This window comes from Haladaptatus sp. DYSN1, assembly GCF_029489995.1.
Lineage (GTDB): Archaea > Halobacteriota > Halobacteria > Halobacteriales > Halococcaceae > QDMS2.
In genome coordinates this window covers 1,809,394-1,828,440 of the sequence record NZ_CP120470.1, presented here as the reverse complement: position 1 = coordinate 1,828,440, position 19,047 = coordinate 1,809,394, and the positions used below count along the sequence as shown (strand labels likewise).

The window sequence follows — 19,047 nt, the reverse complement described above, 5'->3', positions numbered from 1 at the left end:
CGCTTTCTCAATACCTAAGTGCGAGGGGGAGGGTTTGTCACACATGGACCTACAGATTTCGGGCAACTCGGCCCTCGTCACGGCATCGAGCAGCGGGCTCGGCAAGGCATCCGCGAAAGCACTCGCACGCGAAGGGGCGAACGTCGTCATGAACGGGCGCTCACAGGAATCACTCGACGAAGCGGTCGAAGAGGTACGCGAAGTCGCAACCGGCGAGGTCGTCGGCGTCACAGCAGACCTCACGGAACCTGACGACATCGAGAATCTCGTCCAGACGACCGTGGACGAATTCGGCGGCCTCGACCACCTCGTCACGTCCGCGGGCGGTCCACCGTCCGGACCGTTCCTCGAGACCACCGACGAGGATTGGTACGACGCCTTCGACCTGCTCGTGATGAGCGTCGTCCGCCTCGTTCGTGAGGCCGCAGACCCCCTCGCGGCGGGCGACGGCGGCACCATCGTGAACATCACCTCCCGAAGCGTGAAAGAGGCGATTCCGTCGCTCGTGCTCTCGAATTCGGTGCGCATGAGCGTTATCGGCTTGGAGAAGACGCTCTCGACCGAACTCGCCCCCGACGTGCGCGTGAACGCCGTCCTGCCGGGGCCACACGAGACTCGACGCATCCGCGAACTCATCGAGCAGGGCGTAGACCGCGGCGAATACGATTCTTACGAGGAGGGACTCGCGGCACGCGGTGAATCGAACCCGCTCACGCGTATCGGCAAGCCAATGGAACTCGGCGACACCGTCGCCTACCTCTCCTCGCCGCTCTCGGGGTACATCAACGGGACGGCGCTTCCAATCGACGGCGGCCTCGGCAACTCGAACCTCTAAGAGTCCCGTCCTTCGATTTTTTGCGGAGTGTGGTACAGGGTATCGCTACACTAATGTCTGTGCCTCGTGACAAATGCCCATGGAACCAGTCGATTTCGACGAAGCAGAAACGTACGAACCGGAGGACGGGTGGCGACGGGTATCGCTGGCGGGCAGCGAGAAGTTCACCTTCGAGTGGTTCGAGAAGCCACCGGGCCACTCCTCGCCCATGCACGACCACGAGAACGAACAGGTCTGTCTCGTGCTCAAGGGCGAACTCTCTATCTACACCGACGACGACGAGGTCACTCTCAGTCAGTACGACTCCGTCTGGCTGGACGCGTGGGAGTCCCACCGCGTCGAGAACACGGGGGACGAACTGGCCATCGGCCTCGACGTGTTCGCGCCGGGCCGTGGCTTCGACTTCTGGACGGACCGGGAGGAATAGATGCGGTATCTCGCACGCAGCGCCGACGGCACGGTACTGCTCGGCGACGACGAGGGGTTCGTCCCGCTTGCGGCGGCGGACTCGTCGCTTCAAACCATGGGCGATGCGCTCCAACGCGCGCCCGAAGGCCTCCCCGCACCCGGTGACGCGCGGGCGGCCCGCATCCCCGCCGAAGACATCACCTTTGGCCTGCCGCTCGCGCCGGTGAAAAAGCTCTGGGGAATCGGCCTCAACTACGCAGACCATGCCGCAGACCTCCACGAGGTGCGCCCGGAGGAACCCGCAAGTTTCGTCAAGCCGCCGAGCACGGCGACCGGACCCGGTGGCCCGATTCGCCTCCCCGACCCCGAGATTACGAATCGCGTGACCGCCGAAGCCGAGCTTGGCGTCGTTATGGGTCGCACCTTCTCGCACGTCGACGAAGACGAGTTCGACGACGTCGTCGCCGGATTCGTCCCCATCATCGACATGACCGCGGAAGATGTCTTGGAGAAGAACCCGCGATTTCTCACGCGGGCGAAAAGCTTCGACACGTTCCTCGTGGCCGGACCGTGGATTGCGGTCCCCGACTCACCGACCGAATTATTGGACTCCGTGGCCGTTCGCACCGTCGTAAACGACGAGGTTATCGCCGAGAACACGCTCGAAGGAATGTTGTTCGAGCCGCCGGAACTCGTCTCCTTCCACTCGCAGGTCATGACGTTCGAACCGGGCGACGTTATTAGCACGGGCACGCCCGGTGCAGGCGTCATCGAACCCGGTGACAGCGTCCGGGCAGAGGTAGACCCGGTCGGCGTGCTCGAAAGCGAGGTGCGGTAGGCAAAGGCCGACGAGTGGCGGTCTCGGGGGTTTTTGCTGGAACCGGAACTGCCGGCAAGCTATTGTTCGGTCATTTTGGTTTTTAATTTACACATGTGGAATTGGATTCGGCTCGATTGTAACGCGATACGTGGCTATCAACCGATATTAGTTCAGAATTTCGAGGCAATATTTAAATTTCAGAGTTCGGGGCTGAAATTGGCAGCCAGACCCCCTCCATCGTGAGAGTGCATCACATAACAAGAATCATTATATACCAAGAGATTCGGTGCATTTATTATTATCTATCAGGGTTCTCGGATATGGTTCGTGGTAATTCCAAACACGGTATCGACCGCCGTCGTTTTCTGAAATCGACCGCAGGCGTGGCTGCAGCGGCCGCAATAGCCGGCTGTTCGGGCGGCCCCGGCGGAAGCGGTGACGAAGGCGGCGACGGAACGCAGTTCGTCACCATCGGCACCGGTGGCACGGGCGGTGTCTACTACCCGCTGGGCGGCGGGATGGCAGACATCATGAACAAGAACTTAGAGAACGTCGAGGCCACGGCGGAGTCCACAGGGGCCTCCGTCGAGAACTGTCGTCTCGTCGCTGACGAGGAGATGACGATGGCGCTCGCCCTCGGCAACGCCGTCTTGCTCGCGGTCAACGGCGAGGGCGACTTCGACGAAGCGCTCGACCTGAAGGCGGCGTTCGGTGCCTACCAGAACAGCACGCAGGTCATCACGACGCAGGGCTCGGGCATCGAGACCATCCCGGACATGGAGGGCAAGTCCATCTCCGTGGGTGCACCCGGCTCCGGGACGGAGGTCATCGCGAAGGAACTGCTGAACTGGTACGACCTCACCTACGACGACATTGACGCCCAGCGTCTCTCCTTTTCCGAGACGGCGACGGCGATTCAGGACGGACAGGTCGACGCCGGCTTCTGGTCGGTCGCCTATCCTGCCTCCTCGATTCAGAACCTCGCGAGTCAGCGTGACATCGCCTTCGTGACGTTCCCAGAGGAGGACCTAAACCAGATTACCTCCGAGTACGACTACTACTCGAAGGGCACGATTCCAGCGGGCACCTATCAGGGTGTAGACGAGGAAGTGCAGGTTCCCGGCGTCACGAACACGATGATCGTCCGCAGCGGCATGAGCGAGGACTTCGTGTACAAACTCACGAAGGCGGTCTTCGAGCACCTCGATTCGCTCGCTGACGTCCACCCGGCGGCAAACCAGTTCGAGAGCACGGCTCGCGCCGCGCCAATCGAACTGCACCCCGGCTCTGTGAAGTACTTCGACGAAGCCGGACTCTGAGGACCACACATGCGCACTCGTCTCGCCTTCGTCCTCGTGGCCTGCAGCCTGCTCGTGGGTGCGGGCGCAACGACGAGTGTGACTGTGCTTCACATTCAAGACGCGCGAACTGACGAGACGGTGGGAGTAGAGCGGGTCGAACCGGGGCAAGAAATCGCCCTCCACTACATCCACTCGTTCGATAAAACACCGATTCGTGAGGTGTACGTCATCAGAGACGGGAAACTCGTCCAGATTAGAGAGGAGTTCCAGTTTTATGCAATCGGTCTCGAGTACACCGAACGCGACCAAGAACGAGTGGGGAACTTCACCGTCCTCCACATGGAACGGGAGTTCGACTCCTTTGTCCTGCGCGTCGCGACGTACACCAACCAATCGCTAGTTATCGGTGACCAAGAGAAACCACTCACCGCCTACGCAGACCGGTGGGACACCGTCGAACTCTCTCCGAAGCGCGTTTCGTATCTCGAATATGCCTATCTCAAAGCCAAAGCCACGTTATGACAGACACACCTGAATCAGCACCCGAAGAACAGACCGAAGCGGAAACGAAAAAGGCCAGAGACGTCACCGGGTTCGCCCGCTATCTCGCGATGGCGGTTGCCGTCCTTGCGGGCGTATACCACATCTACACCGCCGGGTTCGGGACGCCCGGCGCGTTCATCAACCGGCCGCTCCACCTCGCGTTCGTCACCATCCTCGCATTCCTGTTGTTCCCGGGCCGCGAGAAGGATACCGACGGCGTGCCGTGGTACGACTGGTTGCTCCTCATCGTCTCGGTGCCGTCGGTGCTCTATATCGCCTACGCCATCGAGTTTGGCACGCTCGCAGATCGGTCGGGCAACCCCGTGATAGCGGACCTCGTGTTCGGAGCCATCACCATCCTCGTCGTCCTCGAAATCACGCGCCGGGCGACCGGACGCGCCCTGCCAATCATCGCCGGGTCGTTCCTCGTCTACGCGTACTACGGGCGATTCATGCCCCAGCCAATCATCCACCGGGGCTACTCCATCGAGCGCATCATCTCCCACACCTACCTCACGACCGAGGGCATTTTTGGAATCCCACTGGGTGTCTCCGCGACGTTCGTCGTCGTGTTCATCATCCTCGGGGCGTTCCTCGAAGTGACGGGCATCGGTGACTGGTTCATCGACCTCGCCTACGGCGCGACCGGCCGCACGACCGGCGGCCCGGCGAAAACCTCCGTGATGGCCAGTGGCTTTCTCGCCAGCCTAAACGGCAGCGCCGTCGCCAACACCGCCACGACTGGCGCGTTCACCATCCCGCTCATGAAGCGCACTGGATTCAAATCACGTTACGCCGCCGCCGTCGAATCTGCGGCGTCCAGCGGTGGGCAAATCATGCCTCCGGTGATGGGCGCGGGCGCGTTCATCATGTCCTCGTGGACCGGCATCTCCTACGTCACCATCATCGCCGCGGCGTCGATTCCTGCGCTGCTCTACTTCCTCTCTATCGGTGCAGCAGTCCACTTCCGCGCGAAGCGCCAGGGACTCGAAGGCGTACCGGCGTCGGACCTGCCGAACCCGCGCAAACTCCTCATGACAGGCGCACACTACCTGCTGCCGCTCATCTTGCTGGTCTACATGCTCGTCCAGGGGAACTCCGCGATGAAGGCGGCGTTCTACGCCATCATGCTGACGATGGTGGTCGCGATTCCGCCCGCTCGGGTGAAGGAAATCGTCGGCGCGCTCGTAGATGGCGACACCGCGACGGCCGGCCGCATCGTCCGGAGCGCACTCGACACCATCGTCGCCGCGCTCGAACGCGGGATGCGCATGACCATCACCGTGGCGGCGGCCTGTGCCACCGCCGGCCTCGTGGTGGGCATGGTCACGCTGACCGGGCTGGGCCTCAAATTCAGCACGCTCATCACGAGCCTCTCCGGCGGGGTGCTTATCATCGCGCTCATCTTGACGATGCTCACCTCCATCATTCTCGGGATGGGGCTTCCGACGACGGCGGCGTACGTCGTCCTCGCAGCACTCGGCGCACCCGCCCTCACGGCGATGGGCGTCGAACTGCTCGCGGCTCACATGTTCATCTTCTACTTCGGCATCATCAGCGCCATCACGCCGCCAATCATGCTCGCCGTCTTCACCGCGAGCGGGATTGCGGAGTCCGACCCGTGGAAGACCGGGTTTACGGCGCTCAATCTCGCAGCCGCAGGATTCCTCGTGCCCTACATGTTCGTCTTCGGGCCGCAACTCCTGCTCATCGGGGCCACGACCGAAATCGCAATCGGCGCAACGACCGCCATCGTGGGCGTCCTCGCACTTTCGGCCGGGACGCAGGGCTACCTCTACATGCCGGCAAACTACGTCGAACGCGTCGCGCTCGTCCTCGGGGCCGTCGTCCTCATCGCGCCGGGTCTGACGACTGACGTCGTCGGCTTCGCGATTATCGCGGGCGTGCTCCTCAAACAGTACGTGCTGAACGACCCGCCAAAATCGAAGGCAGTCGCTGGCGCGGACTAAACTGCGACGCTTCTTTTCTCTCGAACAGCCACGGCGACGGACTGCGCCGTCGGCAAGGGGATAACGTTTCCGTACCTCTAGGAAAGGTAAGTGACGGACCAGACGCCGGCTTCAGACACCCGAGTCGCCCGACTGCGCACACAGGTACAGTCGAACCCGATGTGGCGGCTGTACGCAGAGTACGGCAGAGCGCAGGTGCCACAGGCAATTCTCGGGGTGCTCGGGACGCTTACCTCGCGGAGCGTCGGCCTCATCTCGCCGTTCGTCCTCGGCCTCGCCATCGACACCGTGTTTCTAAGCCAGCGCCAGTACGCCCTGCCGTTCGTCCCCCAGGCGTGGGTGCCGGGGACCCCCACAGGGCTGCTCTGGTTCTCCATCGCCGTCATCGCGGTGGCCACCGTCGTCGGGGCCGTCTTCCAGTGGCTCGCTAACTGGGGCTGGAACAACTTCGCCCAGCACGTCCAACACGCCCTGCGCGTGGACACCTACGATACGATGCAACTGCTCGACATGGGCTTTTTCGACGAGAAGCAGACCGGTGAGATGCTCTCCATCCTCAACAACGACGTGAACCAACTGGAGACGTTCCTGAACGAGGGAATTAGCTCCGCCCTGCGCATCGGCGTGATGGTTCTCGGCATCGGCGTCATCATGTTCGCCATCAACTGGCCGCTCGCGCTCATCGCGCTCGTTCCCGTTCCCCTTCTCGCCGTGTTCACCTACCTGTTCGTAAAGCGCATCCAGCCGAAGTACGCCGCCGTCCGGGCGAGCGTCGGGGCACTCAACAGCCGACTCGAAAACAACATCGGCGGGATTCAGGTCATCAAGACCGAGAACGCAGAGTCCTACGAAGTCGAACGCGTCGAAGGTGCGTCACAGCACTACTTCGATACGAACTGGGACGCCATCACGACGCGCATCGTCTTTTTCCCCGGCCTCGGGGTCATCACCGGCCTCGGATTCGCGCTCACCTTCGCCGTCGGCGGTTTCTGGGTGCTGAACGGCGCACCGGCCGGGCTTCCGGGGACGCTCACGGCTGGCCAGTTCGTGACGTTCATGGTGTACACCCAGCAGTTCATCTGGCCGATGGCGCAGTTCGGGCAAATCATCAATATGTACCAGCGCGCGAAGGCGAGCAGCGCCCGCATCTTCGGCCTGATGGGTGAGACGGCCCGACACATGGAATCTTCCGACGCGCCAGCCCTCGAGGTCACGGCGGGAACCGTCGAATACGACGACGTGTCCTTTGGCTACGCGAAGGCTGACGAACTCGTGTTACACGACGTATCGCTCACGAACGCTCGTGGCCGCCTACTCGGCGTCGTCGGGCCAACCGGCGCGGGCAAATCGACGCTGCTCAAACTCCTCGTCCGGATGTACGACGTGGCCGAGGGAGCCATCCGCATAGACGGAACGGACATCCGCGACGTGAGCACCCAGAGCCTCCGTCGAGCGGTCGGCTACGTCAGTCAGGACCCCTTCCTGTTCTATGGAACCGTAAAGGAGAACATCGCCTACGGCACCTTCGACGCGACGGACGCAGAGATTCGGGACGCCGCAAAGCGCGCGGAAGCCCACGAGTTCATCGTGAACCTTCCCGACGGCTACGACACGATGGTCGGCGAGCGCGGCGTGAAACTCTCGGGCGGCCAGCGCCAGCGCATCGCCATCGCGCGGACGATTCTCAAGGATCCGCCCATTCTCATCCTGGACGAGGCGACGAGTCACGTCGACACCGAGACGGAGGCACTCATCCAGCGCAGTCTGAACCGGCTTGCCGCGGAGAAGACCACGTTCGCCATCGCCCATCGCCTCTCGACGATTCGGCAGGCCGACGAAATCATCGTCCTCGACGACGGGCGCGTGGTCGAACGCGGCACGCACGCAGAACTCATCGACAACGACGACCTGTACGCGAACCTCTGGCGGGTGCAGGCCGGCGAAATCGACGACCTGCCCCCCGAATTCATCGAACGCGCCATTCGACGGCGGGCAGAGATTGCAGAGACTGAGTTCGCAGAGGCCGACACGAGCTGGGACTACTGACCACGCCCTTTTGTGCGCCCGCCTCCCTGAATGCACATGGACGAATTCCTGCGACGCGTGTCCGCCATCGAACCGGGCGACGTCGAACACCTCGCGCTCGTGCTCACCGACCGCATCGAGCACCTCGCGGCCATCCTCGACGAACTGGAGGCCATCCGCACCGAGCAGGACGCCACGCTCACCGAACTGGGTGAACGCCTCGAAGCGGCAGACGCCGTAGACCACGAGGAAGTGGCAGACGAGTCGCTCACTGTCGCCGCCCAACTCGACGAGATGGCCCGATACAACGACGAGGTGACGGCGGAACTCCGCGTCCACCGCGAAATCCTAGACGGCCTGCTCGCGGACTCCTACTCGGTCAGAGAGGCGAAAGCGCGAATCGCCGAATTTGCGGATGGTCGAAAAACGACGTTCTAAATGGTATATTTCTAACCAATCGTCGCAATATTTACTGTTTTTTCTGAATTTGTAATTTATTTACGGGACGTCACGAACCGTCTGGTGTATGCTAGAAGGACTCCCGCTCGTACTGTTACTCCTTGGCGCCGTCGCCTTCATCATCCTGGCGACGGCCAAGTTGAATCTCCACGCATTTCTCGCATTGCTCATCGCCGCCTACGGAACCGGGTTGGCGGCCGGACTCGACCCCAAAGAAGTGGCCTCGCTCGTCACCGAAGGATTCGGCGGTGTGCTCGCCTACATCGGTGTCGTCATCCTCGCGGGGACGATAATCGGCATCGTCTTAGAACGCACGGGTGCAGCCATCGTCATCGCCGAGACGATTCTCGACATCATCGGTGAAGAACACACGACGACGGTGATGGCCATCACGGGCAGTGTGGTCAGCATCCCCGTCTTCTGTGACTCCGGGTTCATCATCCTCTCGTCGCTGAACCGGTCGCTCGCAGAGCGGTCGAAGCTTTCGCTCGCCACGCTCGGGGTTGCCCTCGCTGGCGGTCTCTACGCGACACACGTTTTCGTGCCGCCAACGCCCGGTCCCATCGCAGCCGCCGGGATTCTCGGTGCAGACATCGGCCTCGTGATGCTCGCCGGTATCCTCGTCTCCGTCCCGGTGACGCTCGTCGCAGCGAAGTGGGCGTCTACGGTCGCCGCGAGGTACCACATCGACCCGAACCCGGACATGACCATCGAGGACATCAAGGCCGAGTACGGCCGCCTCCCCTCGAAAGCGGCCTCGTTCGCGCCGCTGCTCGTCCCAATTCTCCTGATTACACTCGGGAGCATCGCGGCGTACCCGGAGGTCGAAAACCCAGCAATTTTCACCGGCACAGTTCAGTCCGTCTTGCTGTTCCTTGGCGACCCTGCCGTCGCGCTGCTCATCGGTGCGTTCGTCGGATTCACCACCGTTCCGGACTACTCCGCTGAAGTCACGAGCGACTGGGTCAGTGACGGCATCGAGAGCGCCGCCGTCATCCTCGCCGTGACCGGCGCTGGCGGAGCCTTCGGGACGGTTCTCAAGGCGCTCCCGCTCAAGGGCTTCATCGGTGATACGTTCGGCGGCCTCGGTATCGGTCTCATCGCCGCGTTCATCATCGCCGCCGCGCTCAAGTCTGCGCTCGGCTCTTCGACAGTTTCCATCGTCACGACGGCGGGTCTCATCGCGCCACTGCTTCCCGAGCTCGGCCTCGCCTCGACGTGGGGTCGCGTGTTCGCCGTGCTCGCCATCGGCGCGGGAAGCATGACCGTCAGCCACGCGAACGACTCCTACTTCTGGATAATCAAGGAGTTCACCGACATGAAGACGGCCACGGCGTACCAGGCGTGGACGCTCGCGACGCTCATGCTCGGGGTGACCAGTATCCTCTGGATTCTCGTGCTCAGAAACGTCGTCGCCGTGGTGCTCTAGGCGTCCACGACGACGATTCGCAGGTCGTTTACGTTCGTCCCCGTCGCGCCGGTGTGCAGGTGGGCACCTGCCGCCGCGAGCAGGGGATAGACGTCATTTTCCCGCAGGGCCGTGCTGGCAGCGGTGCGGTCGTCGAACGTCTCCGTATCGACGAGTGCGCCGGCCACGTCGGTGGCCCCGTCGATGCCGTCTGAATCGACCGCCGCGACGGTGATTCGCTCGTCTCGGAGTTCGAGCGCCGCGCTCACACAGAACTCCTGGCTCGGGCCACCCTCGCCGTCACCGCGAACCGTGACGGTGCACTCGCCACCCGCAAGGAGAACGCACGGGGCGTCCAGTGGATTCCCCGTCGCGAGTACTTCCTCGGCCACGGCGACGTGAGACTTCGCCGCCTCGCGGGCCTCACCGCGGACGCTCGACGAGAGGACGAGCGGGTCGTACCCCTGTTCTTTCGCGACCTCACGGGCAGCGTCGAGCGCCGTGAAATTGTCCGCGAGGATGTGGGTGGTCACCCGGTCGAAAATCGGGTCGTCCGCCCGGGGCGTCTCCTGTAAGTCACCCGACGCGCCGCGTTCGAGGTGTGCCGATACCGCGTTCGGGACGGGCACGTCGTACTGTGAGAGCACCGACAGTGCGTCCTCGTACGTCGAATCGTCGGGCACGGTCGGGCCGCTGCCGATGACCGAGAGGTCGTTGCCGACGACGTCAGAAAGGACGAGGCCGACGACCGTCGCGGGGGCGGCGAGACGGGCGAGTTGTCCGCCTTTGAGCGCAGAGAGGTGTTTTCTCACGGCGTTGATCTCGTGGATGGTCGCCCCCGATTCGAGCAGCGCGTTGGTCGTGGCCTGAAGGTCGTCGAGTGAGATTGCATCGACCGGTGCGGGCAGGAGGGCGCTCGCCCCGCCCGTGATGACGGCGAGGACGAGGGTGCGTTCGTCGGCGCGTTCTGCGGCCACCATCACCGCGGTGGCTCCTTCCACGCCGCGCTCGCTCGGGACCGGGTGGTCGCCGCGGTGGACGGTCACGCGGTCAGTTTCGGCCGGGTCGTCGGTGACCACGACGCCGCCGGAGAGCCGGTTCCCGAGGGCGGTTTCCAGGGCCGCGGCGACGTGTGCGGCTGCGTTCCCGCCTCCGAGGACGACTACGTCGTCGAACGCCGTGAGGTCGTAGGTGACGTTCGCGACGGTGAGGGTGTCGCCGTCGAGCGAGACGGCGTCGGCGATGACGCGGCGGGGGTGGGCCGCCTCGATGCCCGCTTCGAGGGAGTCGAGCGCGACCGTCCGGGCCGGGGTCGTCGCGTGAATTTCTCGGTCAGTGAACATCGGTGAGTTCCTTCAGTTGCATGATTGTCACACGTTTTCACCCCAGTCCCAAGTGCGTTTCTTTGCCCGCAGATTTCGAAATCAAGCGAGAAGGGTAATGTGGCCGGAACGCCTACACAGCGCGATGGCACGCGCTCCAGTCGCGGCGGGATTGCTGGTGCTCGTCGTCTTCGCGGGGTGTCTCGGGGGCATCAGCGGCAGCCCAGACGGCACGACACCGACCGCAGAGACGACGACGGTCACGACGGCCAACGGCACGTTCTCGGTTCACTACATCAACGTCGGACAGGGAGATAGCACGCTGCTCGTCGGTCCAGGGGGCGAGACAGTCCTCATCGACACGGGCGACTTCAAGGACGACGGTGAGCACGTCATCGCCTACTTGCAATCGCAGGGCATCACCAGACTGGACGCACTCGTCACCACGCACGCGGACGCAGACCACGTCGGCGGGAACGCCGCCGTCATCGAATACTTCGAGACCGAAGCCGACGGCGTCGGCGCGGTGTACGACCCCGGTATCGTCGCCGACACGGCGACGTACACCCGGTATCTGGACGCCGTAGAGGAGTACGACGTGACGCTGTTCCGAACGCAAGCCGGAGACACGATTCCGATGGAAGGGGTGGACATCTCCGTGTTGAGTCCTCCCGAGAACTACCTCGCAGACGAGAATCGAAACGAGAACAGTATCGTCCTCCTCGCCACCCACGGCGAGAACCGCTTCCTGTTCACCGGCGACGCAGAGCACGAGGCAGAGGACTATCTCGTCGAAAAGTACGACCTCGACGTGACCGTGTTCAAAGCCGGTCACCACGGCAGTTCGACGAGCAACAGCCCCGAACTGCTGGACGAGGCCTCACCGGCCGTCGCGGTCATCTCCAGTGATTTCGACTCGCGCTACGGCCACCCCCACCGAGAGGTGTTAGACGCGTTCGCCACCCGCAACATCCCGACGTTCTGGACGGGCACGCACGGTGACGTGGTTGCTGTGAGCAACGGGACGGCAGTGACTCTCAAGACGCAACGCGCCGCGCCGACGGACGCCGCCGACCTGCGGAATGCCGCGCCTGCGTCCCCGGACCTCGACGCGCCGGTCGAGCCTCGATTGGTCGTCCGCGGCGAGGCGACCAGTCCCGTCGGCGAGACGCCCACGACGGCCGAGCCGACGCCCGACGGCGGCGTCTCCTTCGTCGTCAAGGAGGTTCACGAGGACGCCGAGGGGCCGGACGGCGACAACCTGAACGACGAGTACGTCGTGTTCGAAAACACGGGTGAGGAAGCACTCGACCTGTCCGAATGGACCGTCCGCGACGAGGCCGGAAAGACGTACACTTTCGAGGACCTGACGCTCGCTCCTGGCGCGACAGTGACGTTGTACACTGGTTCCGGAACCGACTCGGCGACCGAACGCTACTGGGGCGCTGGTAGTCCGGTCTGGAACAACGACGGCGATACGGTTACTGTCACTGACGCCGAAGGAGGAGTCGTGGTGGAGGTAACCTACTGATGGTCACAGACGGGGCGTACACGGCGGTCATCGACCGAATCGAGGACAACCATGCAGTCTTGCTCATCGAGGAAGGCGGCAAGGACGTAGACGAACTCGTCGTCCACGAGACGAAACTGCCGTTCGACATGCGCGAGCCAAATCTCGTCGTCCACGTCACCCTCGAAGGCGGGAAACTCCGCTCGGTGGATGCAGACCGTGAGGAGACGGCAGAACGCATGGAAGATGCCCAGAGCCGCTTCGACCGATTGGCGAAGCGCCCGCCAGAAACAGAACAGCCCTGAGGCCCGAATTTTCGACTATCGAGGCGAGTGGAGGCCAATCGCGTTCCCCTCTGAATCCCGAATCACGCCGTAGAACCCCTCCTCGCCGAGCGACGTCTTCGGCGTGAGGACGCGACCCCCCGCGTGTTCGACCTTCGAGAGCGCGTTGTTGATGTCGCCGTCGACGCGGAGGTAGACGCGAGTCCCGTGCTCTGCCGGTTTCACGTCTCTACGCTGGGTGAGTGCCCCGCTCACCCCGGTTTCGGTGACGGGAAACAGGGCGTGGGGGACGCCCATCAGGTTCGTCACTTGCAAGTCGATACCGAGTATCGTCGTGTAAAACGTTACCGCCCGGTTTAAATCTCGAACCGGAATCTCGAACCAGGTGATGGCATCTCCGGTTTGCATCATCCCTAGGGAATAGGCCCGGACGGAGAATAACGTCTCGCAGACTTCAGAGGAGGCCAAGCCGGGTCACGAGCAACGACACGAGCGCGACCACCGCGAAGGCGACGACCACGAGAACGAGCAACAGACCCGCGCTCGCGAGCAGGAGGAATCGTTCGTCGGCGACGGCCCCCGAGGCGTCCTGATGGCGCGCTTCGAGGAGCGCGACGTTCCGGGCGTTTGCTTTCCACACGGCGTCGAACAGATCGCCGATGATGGGTATCGACCCGACGGTGGCGTCGACGACGAGGTTGAACACCATTCGGTACAGGGTCGGTCGTGGAACGCCGATAGAGGCGGCCTCGAAGACGATGTAGACGGAGAGCGCCGTCGTCGGCAGGTCACCGACGACCGGTAGCATTCCGACCAGCGGGTCGAGGCCGATGCGGTAGTTCGTCCCGGGGACGCGAATCGAGTTGTCGAGCAGCGTGCTCAGCGAGCGCAGATTATCGAGCGTGTCCTCGGTCTGCTCCGCGGGCGTTTTTCTCACACTCGAGTCCACGCGCGCCGGGGTTTTCTGTGTTGTTGCTCACACCGCCCGGCGGTACTGAACCGGCCACTCAGCCTCCTCGCCGAGTTCTTCTGCGGCGTGGAGGGCAAAGTACGGGTCACGGAGGTGTTCGCGCCCGACAATGGCGAGGTCGGCACGACCGTTTCGGATGAGGGCGTCTGCCTGTCGCGCGTCCTTGATACCGCCGACTGCGCCGACGAGTGTGTCGGTCGCCTCCCCAACCTGCTCTGCGTACGGGACCTGATAGTTGGGGCCGCTGTGGGGTAGTTGCTGGTCGGGGTGGAGGCCACCCGCGCTCACGTCGATGAGATCTGCACCGTCTGCGGCGAGCAGTGGGGCGAGTTTCACCGAGTCCTCGACCGTCCACGACTCGCGGTCTGGCAACCAGTCGGTCGCGGAGATACGCACGAATACGGGTTTGTCCTCGGGCCACACCTCGCGGACGGCGCGAGTTACTTCGCGGGTGAGGCGCGTGCGATTCTCGAAACTGCCGCCGTATTCGTCCTCGCGGTCGTTGCTCGCGGGCGAGAGGAACGAATGGAGGAGGTAGCCGTGAGCGGAGTGCACCTCGGCGATGTCGAACCCGGCGTCGCGGGCGAGTTCCGCAGACCGGACGAACTCGGCTTTCACGTCCTCGATATCTTCGGCAGTCATCTCGCGGGTCTGGGGGGCGTCGTCTTTCGGGTAGGGGCCGCTCGGCGCGAGCGTCTCCCAGCCGCCTTCGTCGGGCGAGAGTCCGTGACCGCCATCGAAGGGGCGGGCGTTGCTCGCCTTGCGCCCCGCGTGGGCGAGTTGGATGGCCGGAACTGACCCCTGTTCGGCGATAAAGTCAGCAATCGGGGCGAGTGCGTCAGCGTGCTCCTGACTCCAGAGACCGAGGTCGTTCGGGGAGATGCGCCCGGCGGGCGAGACGGCCGTCGCCTCGGCCATGACGATGCCCGCACCGCCGACGGCGCGACTGCCGAGGTGGACCTCGTGCCAATCGGTCGCCAGCCCGTCGGTATCACAGGAGTACTGGCACATCGGCGAGACCATGATTCTGTTGCGCGCGGTGGTTTCGCGGATGGTGAGCGGGTCGAAGAGGTGTGTCATACCGGGGGTAGGCCACTTTCCCTTAAATTCGTGCGTATGGTGGAGGGACTTGCCGCGGGTCAAATCCGCCACAACGACACCTTTCAATACGCGTGGGTCTGTACCAATTCACATGGACGGACCGAACCCATTCGGTGCCATTCGCGAATTCGAACACGATGGTACCACCTACAAAATGGCGGACCTCACAGTCCTCGAAGACGAGGGTATCTGTGAGCCGTCTCGCCTCCCAGTCAGCATCCGCATCCTCCTCGAATCTGTCCTTCGCAACGTAGACGGCGAGCTGATTACCGAGGAAGACGTGCGCAACGCCGCCTCGTGGGCTCCCGACGTGCCCGACGTGGAAGTACCGTTTACGCCCTCGCGCGTCGTCCTCCAGGACCTGACCGGCGTCCCCGCAGTCGTGGACCTCGCCGCGCTCCGCTCTGCGGTCGAGCGCAAGGGCAAGGACCCGAAACTCGTCGAACCGAGCGTCCCCTGTGACCTCGTCATCGACCACTCCGTGCAGGTGGACTTCTACGGTTCGGAGGACGCCTACGAGCAGAACGTGGAACTCGAGTACGAACGCAACAAGGAACGCTATCGCGCCCTGAAGTGGGCCCAGCAGGCGTTCGACAGTTTCCGCGTGGTGCCGCCGGGAACCGGCATCGTCCACCAGGTGAACTTAGAGTACCTCGGCCAGGTCGTCCACGACCGCGAGACGGACGGCGAAAACTGGATCCTCCCTGACACCCTCGTCGGAACCGACAGCCACACGCCGATGATCGGCGGCATCGGCGTCGTCGGCTGGGGTGTTGGCGGCATCGAGGCCGAAGCCGCGATGCTCGGCCAACCGATTACGATGAAACTCCCCGAAGTCGTCGGCGTTCGCCTCACGGGCGCGCTCCCCGAGGGTGCGACGGCGACCGACCTCGTGCTCCACGTCACCGAAGACCTCCGCGAGGTCGGCGTGGTCGACCGGTTCGTCGAGTTCTTCGGGCCCGGCGTCGGTAACCTGACCGTCGCAGATCGCGCGACCATCTCCAACATGGCTCCGGAGCAGGGGTCCACTATCAGCGTCTTCCCGGTGGACGACGCGACGCTCGACTACCTCGAACTGACCGGCCGCGACCCGGAACACATCGAACTCGTCAAGGAGTACCTGCAAGCGCAGGGCCTCTACGGGGAGCAGGAACCGGAATATACGGAAGTCGTCGAAATCGACCTCTCCGAGATTACGCCGAGCCTCGCCGGGCCAAAGCGCCCCCAGGACCGCGTCGACATGCCCGACATGAAGCGTCACTTCCGGAAGCTCGTCCACGGCGAGTTCGAGGACGAACTCCACGAACTCGACGAGGAGCAACTAGCCCGCTGGCTCGGCGAGGGCGGCCACGACGACGACCCACGCCGGAAACCTGACGTGCCCGAGGTCGGCGAACTCTCGAAGAAGATTCCCGTCACGATGCCCGACGGCACGGAGACCGAAATCGGCCACGGCTCGGTCGTCGTGAGCGCGATTACGAGCTGTACGAACACCTCGAATCCGTCAGTGATGATTGCCGCCGCCCTGCTCGCGAAGAACGCAGTCGAGCGCGGCCTCGAAGTGCCGTCGTTCGTGAAGACGAGTCTCGCACCCGGCAGCCGCGTCGTGACCGCGTACCTCGAAGCCTCCGGCCTGATGCCGTATCTGGAAGAACTCGGCTACAACGTTGTCGGTTACGGTTGTACGACCTGTATCGGGAACGCCGGGCCGCTCCCCGAACCAATCGAGGACGCCATCGACGCCCACGACCTGTGGACCACGTCGGTGCTTTCAGGGAACCGCAACTTCGAAGCCCGCATCCACCCGAAGGTGCGCGCGAATTACCTCGCCAGCCCACCGCTCGTCGTCGCCTACGGCCTCGCCGGGCGGATGGACATCAACTTAGAGAAGGAACCACTCGGCACGGACGACGAGGGCGAGCCAGTGTACCTCGCGGACCTCTGGCCCGGCGTCGACGAGATTCAGTCCACCATCCAGCAGAGCGTCGCTCCGGAGATGTTCAAGGAGAAGTATGCGGACGTGTTCGAGGGCGACGAACGCTGGGAGGCGCTCGAAGCCCCTACGGGCGACGTCTACGAGTGGGACCCAACCTCGACGTACATCCGCGAACCGCCGTTCTTCAAGGACTTTCCGCTCGAGAAACCCGGCGTCTCCGACATCGCGGACGCCCGCTGTCTGATGCTCCTCGGCGACACGGTGACGACAGACCACATCAGCCCCGCCGGGCCGTTCAGTTCGAATCAGCCGGCCGGCCGGTGGCTGCTCGACCAGGGCGTCGAACCCGTGGACTTCAACACCTACGGCTCTCGTCGGGGCAACCACGAAGTCATGATGCGCGGGACGTTCGCGAACGTCCGCATCCGAAACGAGATGTTAGACGACGTGGAGGGCGGCTACACCATCCACTTCCCGACGAACGACGAGACCACCGTCTTCGACGCGAGTGGCCGCTACCGCGACGAGGACACGCCGCTCATCGTCATGGCCGGCGTCGAATTCGGGACCGGGTCCTCGCGTGACTGGGCCGCGAAGGGGACAGATCTCCTCGGCATTCGCGCGACAATCGCAGAGAGCTACGAGCGCATCTACCGCGACAACCTCGTCGGCATGGGCGTCCTCCCGCTCCAGTTCCAGGCGGGCGACGGCTGGGACAGCCTCGGCTTAGACGGGGACGAGCACTTCCACATCAAGGGTCTGGACGACGGCCTCTCGGTGAAGGACGAACTCACTGTCGTCGCCGAACGTGCTGACGGTTCGACCGTCGAGTTCCCAGTGACGGCACAGGTTGGGACGCCTGCGGCCGTGAAGTACGTCGAAAACGGCGGCATCCTGCACCTCGTGCTCCGCCGACTGTTGCAGAACAACTGAAACGAACAGGGGCATCCCTCGTTTTAACCGGCGAGGAGTCCCGCACGGAAGCCACCGCGGCCGTCGTGCTTTTTTGTAGATGTATTTTGCGGGTGCTCGTATGCGCTCTTCAGCCCGTATCAAGAGCTACTGAGTAGTTGTGTGAGTCCAACGGTTTCTGCAAAGACCCACCCGAAGAACAGTATATACAGGATGAGGAGGACGTACGCTTCGGGGCTAGACAGCGAAAGATTCGTTCGCAGAAGGGTAAACAGCACCACGGTTACGACGGTTAAAACGGCAAGCATCGGTATCGCGACCGCGAAGTCGATGCTGACACTGCCTACGATAAGCACCCCAATGGGGATGGCGACGAGGAGGTCGAACGTGTTCGACCCGAACACGTTTCCGAGGCTGGTTACGCCTCGTCCGGCCCGCGCTGAGCGAACACTCACGAGCAGGTCTGGCAGACTCGTTGCCGCCGCGAGGATGGTCACGCCTGCGAGGAAGTCGGGGACGCCGAACGTCTCACCTGCCGATTCGATACCGCTGACGAGCAACTCGACGGCGATGAGGATGACCACGAGGCCGAGGAGTAATCGTCGCCATTCGTGGCCGACGGCGATTTGCTCGGGTTCGACGCCGGGGTCGAAATCTGAAACATCTTGCCACTGGATGAACAGATACAACCCATACAGCAACAGTGGAATCAGGGCGAGAAGCCGTGTGAGTTCTCCGACCAACGCACCGGCGGCTGGAACCGGTTCGTAGATGACGGCGAGCGCCAGTGTCAACACGAACACGGCCACGGCAACCATGTAAAACAGCGCCTCTTTGTAGACGATCGCGCGACCGGCCTCGAGGTCCTGGTCGGACAGGATGTTCGAGACGGCCGGGATGACGAGGATGTTGAAAATAGCCGACCCAACGATTGCTCCCACCCCCATATCGAACACCCCAGAGAGCGCAGTAAAGACCACGCTGGCGAGTTCCGGAAAACTCGAACCGACGGCGACGACGACGGAGCCTTGCACGACGGCAGGAAGCCCGTAGTACGCAGACAGCTGCTCGGCTGATTCTTCGAGCCATTGACTGCCGAACAAGGTGGCGACGGTCCCTGCCAGGATTACGATGGCTGCGATACCCGGCGCATCGGCGGGCACGAAGTCGAAGACCATTCGATTTGGGTATTCAACGCTGACAGAAAGAAACCACCGATGTGTCTGCCGATTCGAGGGACAAT

Annotated in this window: 17 protein-coding genes; 12 read left to right on the top strand and 5 right to left on the bottom strand. The window is 63.2% G+C overall.

The window, feature by feature from the left end; genetic code table 11:
- The first annotated feature begins 43 nt into the window (after positions 1 to 43).
- From P0648_RS09775 to P0648_RS09735, 9 genes are all read left to right on the top strand, one after another.
- A complete protein-coding gene (locus P0648_RS09775) occupies positions 44 to 835 on the top strand; it encodes an SDR family oxidoreductase (RefSeq protein ID WP_276274919.1) in 792 nt (263 codons plus the stop codon).
- Between the two features lie 79 nt (positions 836 to 914).
- Positions 915 to 1,262, top strand: coding sequence for a cupin domain-containing protein (locus P0648_RS09770; RefSeq protein WP_276274920.1), 348 nt, complete (start codon positions 915 to 917; stop codon positions 1,260 to 1,262).
- A complete protein-coding gene (locus P0648_RS09765; protein WP_277503797.1) occupies positions 1,263 to 2,081 on the top strand; it encodes a fumarylacetoacetate hydrolase family protein in 819 nt (272 codons plus the stop codon).
- A 302-nt stretch (positions 2,082 to 2,383) separates the two neighbouring features.
- Entirely contained in the window at positions 2,384 to 3,382 is a 999-nt protein-coding gene (locus tag P0648_RS09760; RefSeq protein ID WP_276247442.1) for a TAXI family TRAP transporter solute-binding subunit, read from the top strand.
- Positions 3,383 to 3,391: 9 nt separating this feature from the next.
- On the top strand, positions 3,392 to 3,886 hold the full coding sequence (locus P0648_RS09755; protein WP_276247443.1) for a DUF1850 domain-containing protein: 495 nt from the start codon (positions 3,392 to 3,394) through the stop codon (positions 3,884 to 3,886).
- Positions 3,883 to 5,877 (top strand): TRAP transporter permease, encoded by a 1,995-nt coding sequence (locus P0648_RS09750; RefSeq protein ID WP_277503796.1) that lies wholly within the window; start codon positions 3,883 to 3,885, stop codon positions 5,875 to 5,877. Before P0648_RS09755 ends, P0648_RS09750 begins: the two co-directional genes overlap by 4 nt.
- Before the next feature lie 159 nt (positions 5,878 to 6,036).
- Positions 6,037 to 7,923 carry an ABC transporter ATP-binding protein gene (locus tag P0648_RS09745; RefSeq protein WP_276274993.1) on the top strand — a complete coding sequence of 629 codons (1,887 nt, stop codon included), beginning with the start codon at positions 6,037 to 6,039 and terminating at the stop codon, positions 7,921 to 7,923.
- Positions 7,924 to 7,959: 36 nt separating this feature from the next.
- Positions 7,960 to 8,340, top strand: coding sequence for a hypothetical protein (locus P0648_RS09740; protein WP_276247445.1), 381 nt, complete (start codon positions 7,960 to 7,962; stop codon positions 8,338 to 8,340).
- Between the two features lie 88 nt (positions 8,341 to 8,428).
- Positions 8,429 to 9,790: a GntP family permease gene (locus tag P0648_RS09735; protein WP_277503794.1), complete on the top strand. Its 1,362-nt coding sequence runs from the start codon at positions 8,429 to 8,431 to the stop codon at positions 9,788 to 9,790.
- Here P0648_RS09735 and P0648_RS09730 read toward each other — a convergent pair.
- A complete protein-coding gene (locus P0648_RS09730) occupies positions 9,787 to 11,112 on the bottom strand; it encodes a glycerate kinase (RefSeq protein WP_277503793.1) in 1,326 nt (441 codons plus the stop codon). The two genes, P0648_RS09735 and P0648_RS09730, sit on opposite strands and share 4 nt — an antisense overlap.
- 124 nt (positions 11,113 to 11,236) lie before the next feature.
- Here P0648_RS09730 and P0648_RS09725 point away from each other — a divergent pair, with 124 nt between their 5' ends.
- A complete protein-coding gene (locus tag P0648_RS09725; protein WP_276247448.1) occupies positions 11,237 to 12,622 on the top strand; it encodes a lamin tail domain-containing protein in 1,386 nt (461 codons plus the stop codon).
- Positions 12,622 to 12,906, top strand: coding sequence for a DUF3006 domain-containing protein (locus tag P0648_RS09720; protein WP_276247449.1), 285 nt, complete (start codon positions 12,622 to 12,624; stop codon positions 12,904 to 12,906). The genes P0648_RS09725 and P0648_RS09720 overlap by 1 nt, the downstream gene beginning before the upstream one ends.
- A gap of 15 nt (positions 12,907 to 12,921) precedes the next feature.
- Here P0648_RS09720 and P0648_RS09715 read toward each other — a convergent pair whose 3' ends face one another.
- Genes P0648_RS09715 through P0648_RS09705 form a run of 3 tightly spaced genes read right to left on the bottom strand, consistent with a single transcriptional unit; the run spans position 12,922 to position 14,935 of the window.
- Complete coding sequence (locus tag P0648_RS09715; protein WP_276247450.1) at positions 12,922 to 13,296, bottom strand: VOC family protein; 375 nt, start codon at positions 13,294 to 13,296, stop codon at positions 12,922 to 12,924.
- Positions 13,297 to 13,339: 43 nt separating this feature from the next.
- Complete coding sequence (locus tag P0648_RS09710; RefSeq protein ID WP_277503792.1) at positions 13,340 to 13,822, bottom strand: DUF4112 domain-containing protein; 483 nt, start codon at positions 13,820 to 13,822, stop codon at positions 13,340 to 13,342.
- Between the two features lie 39 nt (positions 13,823 to 13,861).
- Positions 13,862 to 14,935, bottom strand: coding sequence for an NADH:flavin oxidoreductase/NADH oxidase (locus P0648_RS09705; RefSeq protein ID WP_276247452.1), 1,074 nt, complete (start codon positions 14,933 to 14,935; stop codon positions 13,862 to 13,864).
- A gap of 112 nt (positions 14,936 to 15,047) precedes the next feature.
- On the opposite strand from P0648_RS09705, the gene acnA reads away from it, so the two are divergent.
- On the top strand, positions 15,048 to 17,825 hold the full coding sequence (acnA, locus tag P0648_RS09700) for an aconitate hydratase AcnA (protein ID WP_277503790.1): 2,778 nt from the start codon (positions 15,048 to 15,050) through the stop codon (positions 17,823 to 17,825).
- A gap of 119 nt (positions 17,826 to 17,944) precedes the next feature.
- On the opposite strand, the gene P0648_RS09695 is transcribed toward acnA, so the two are convergent.
- Positions 17,945 to 18,982, bottom strand: coding sequence for a sodium:calcium antiporter (locus tag P0648_RS09695; RefSeq protein WP_277503789.1), 1,038 nt, complete (start codon positions 18,980 to 18,982; stop codon positions 17,945 to 17,947).
- Positions 18,983 to 19,047 lie beyond the last annotated feature (65 nt).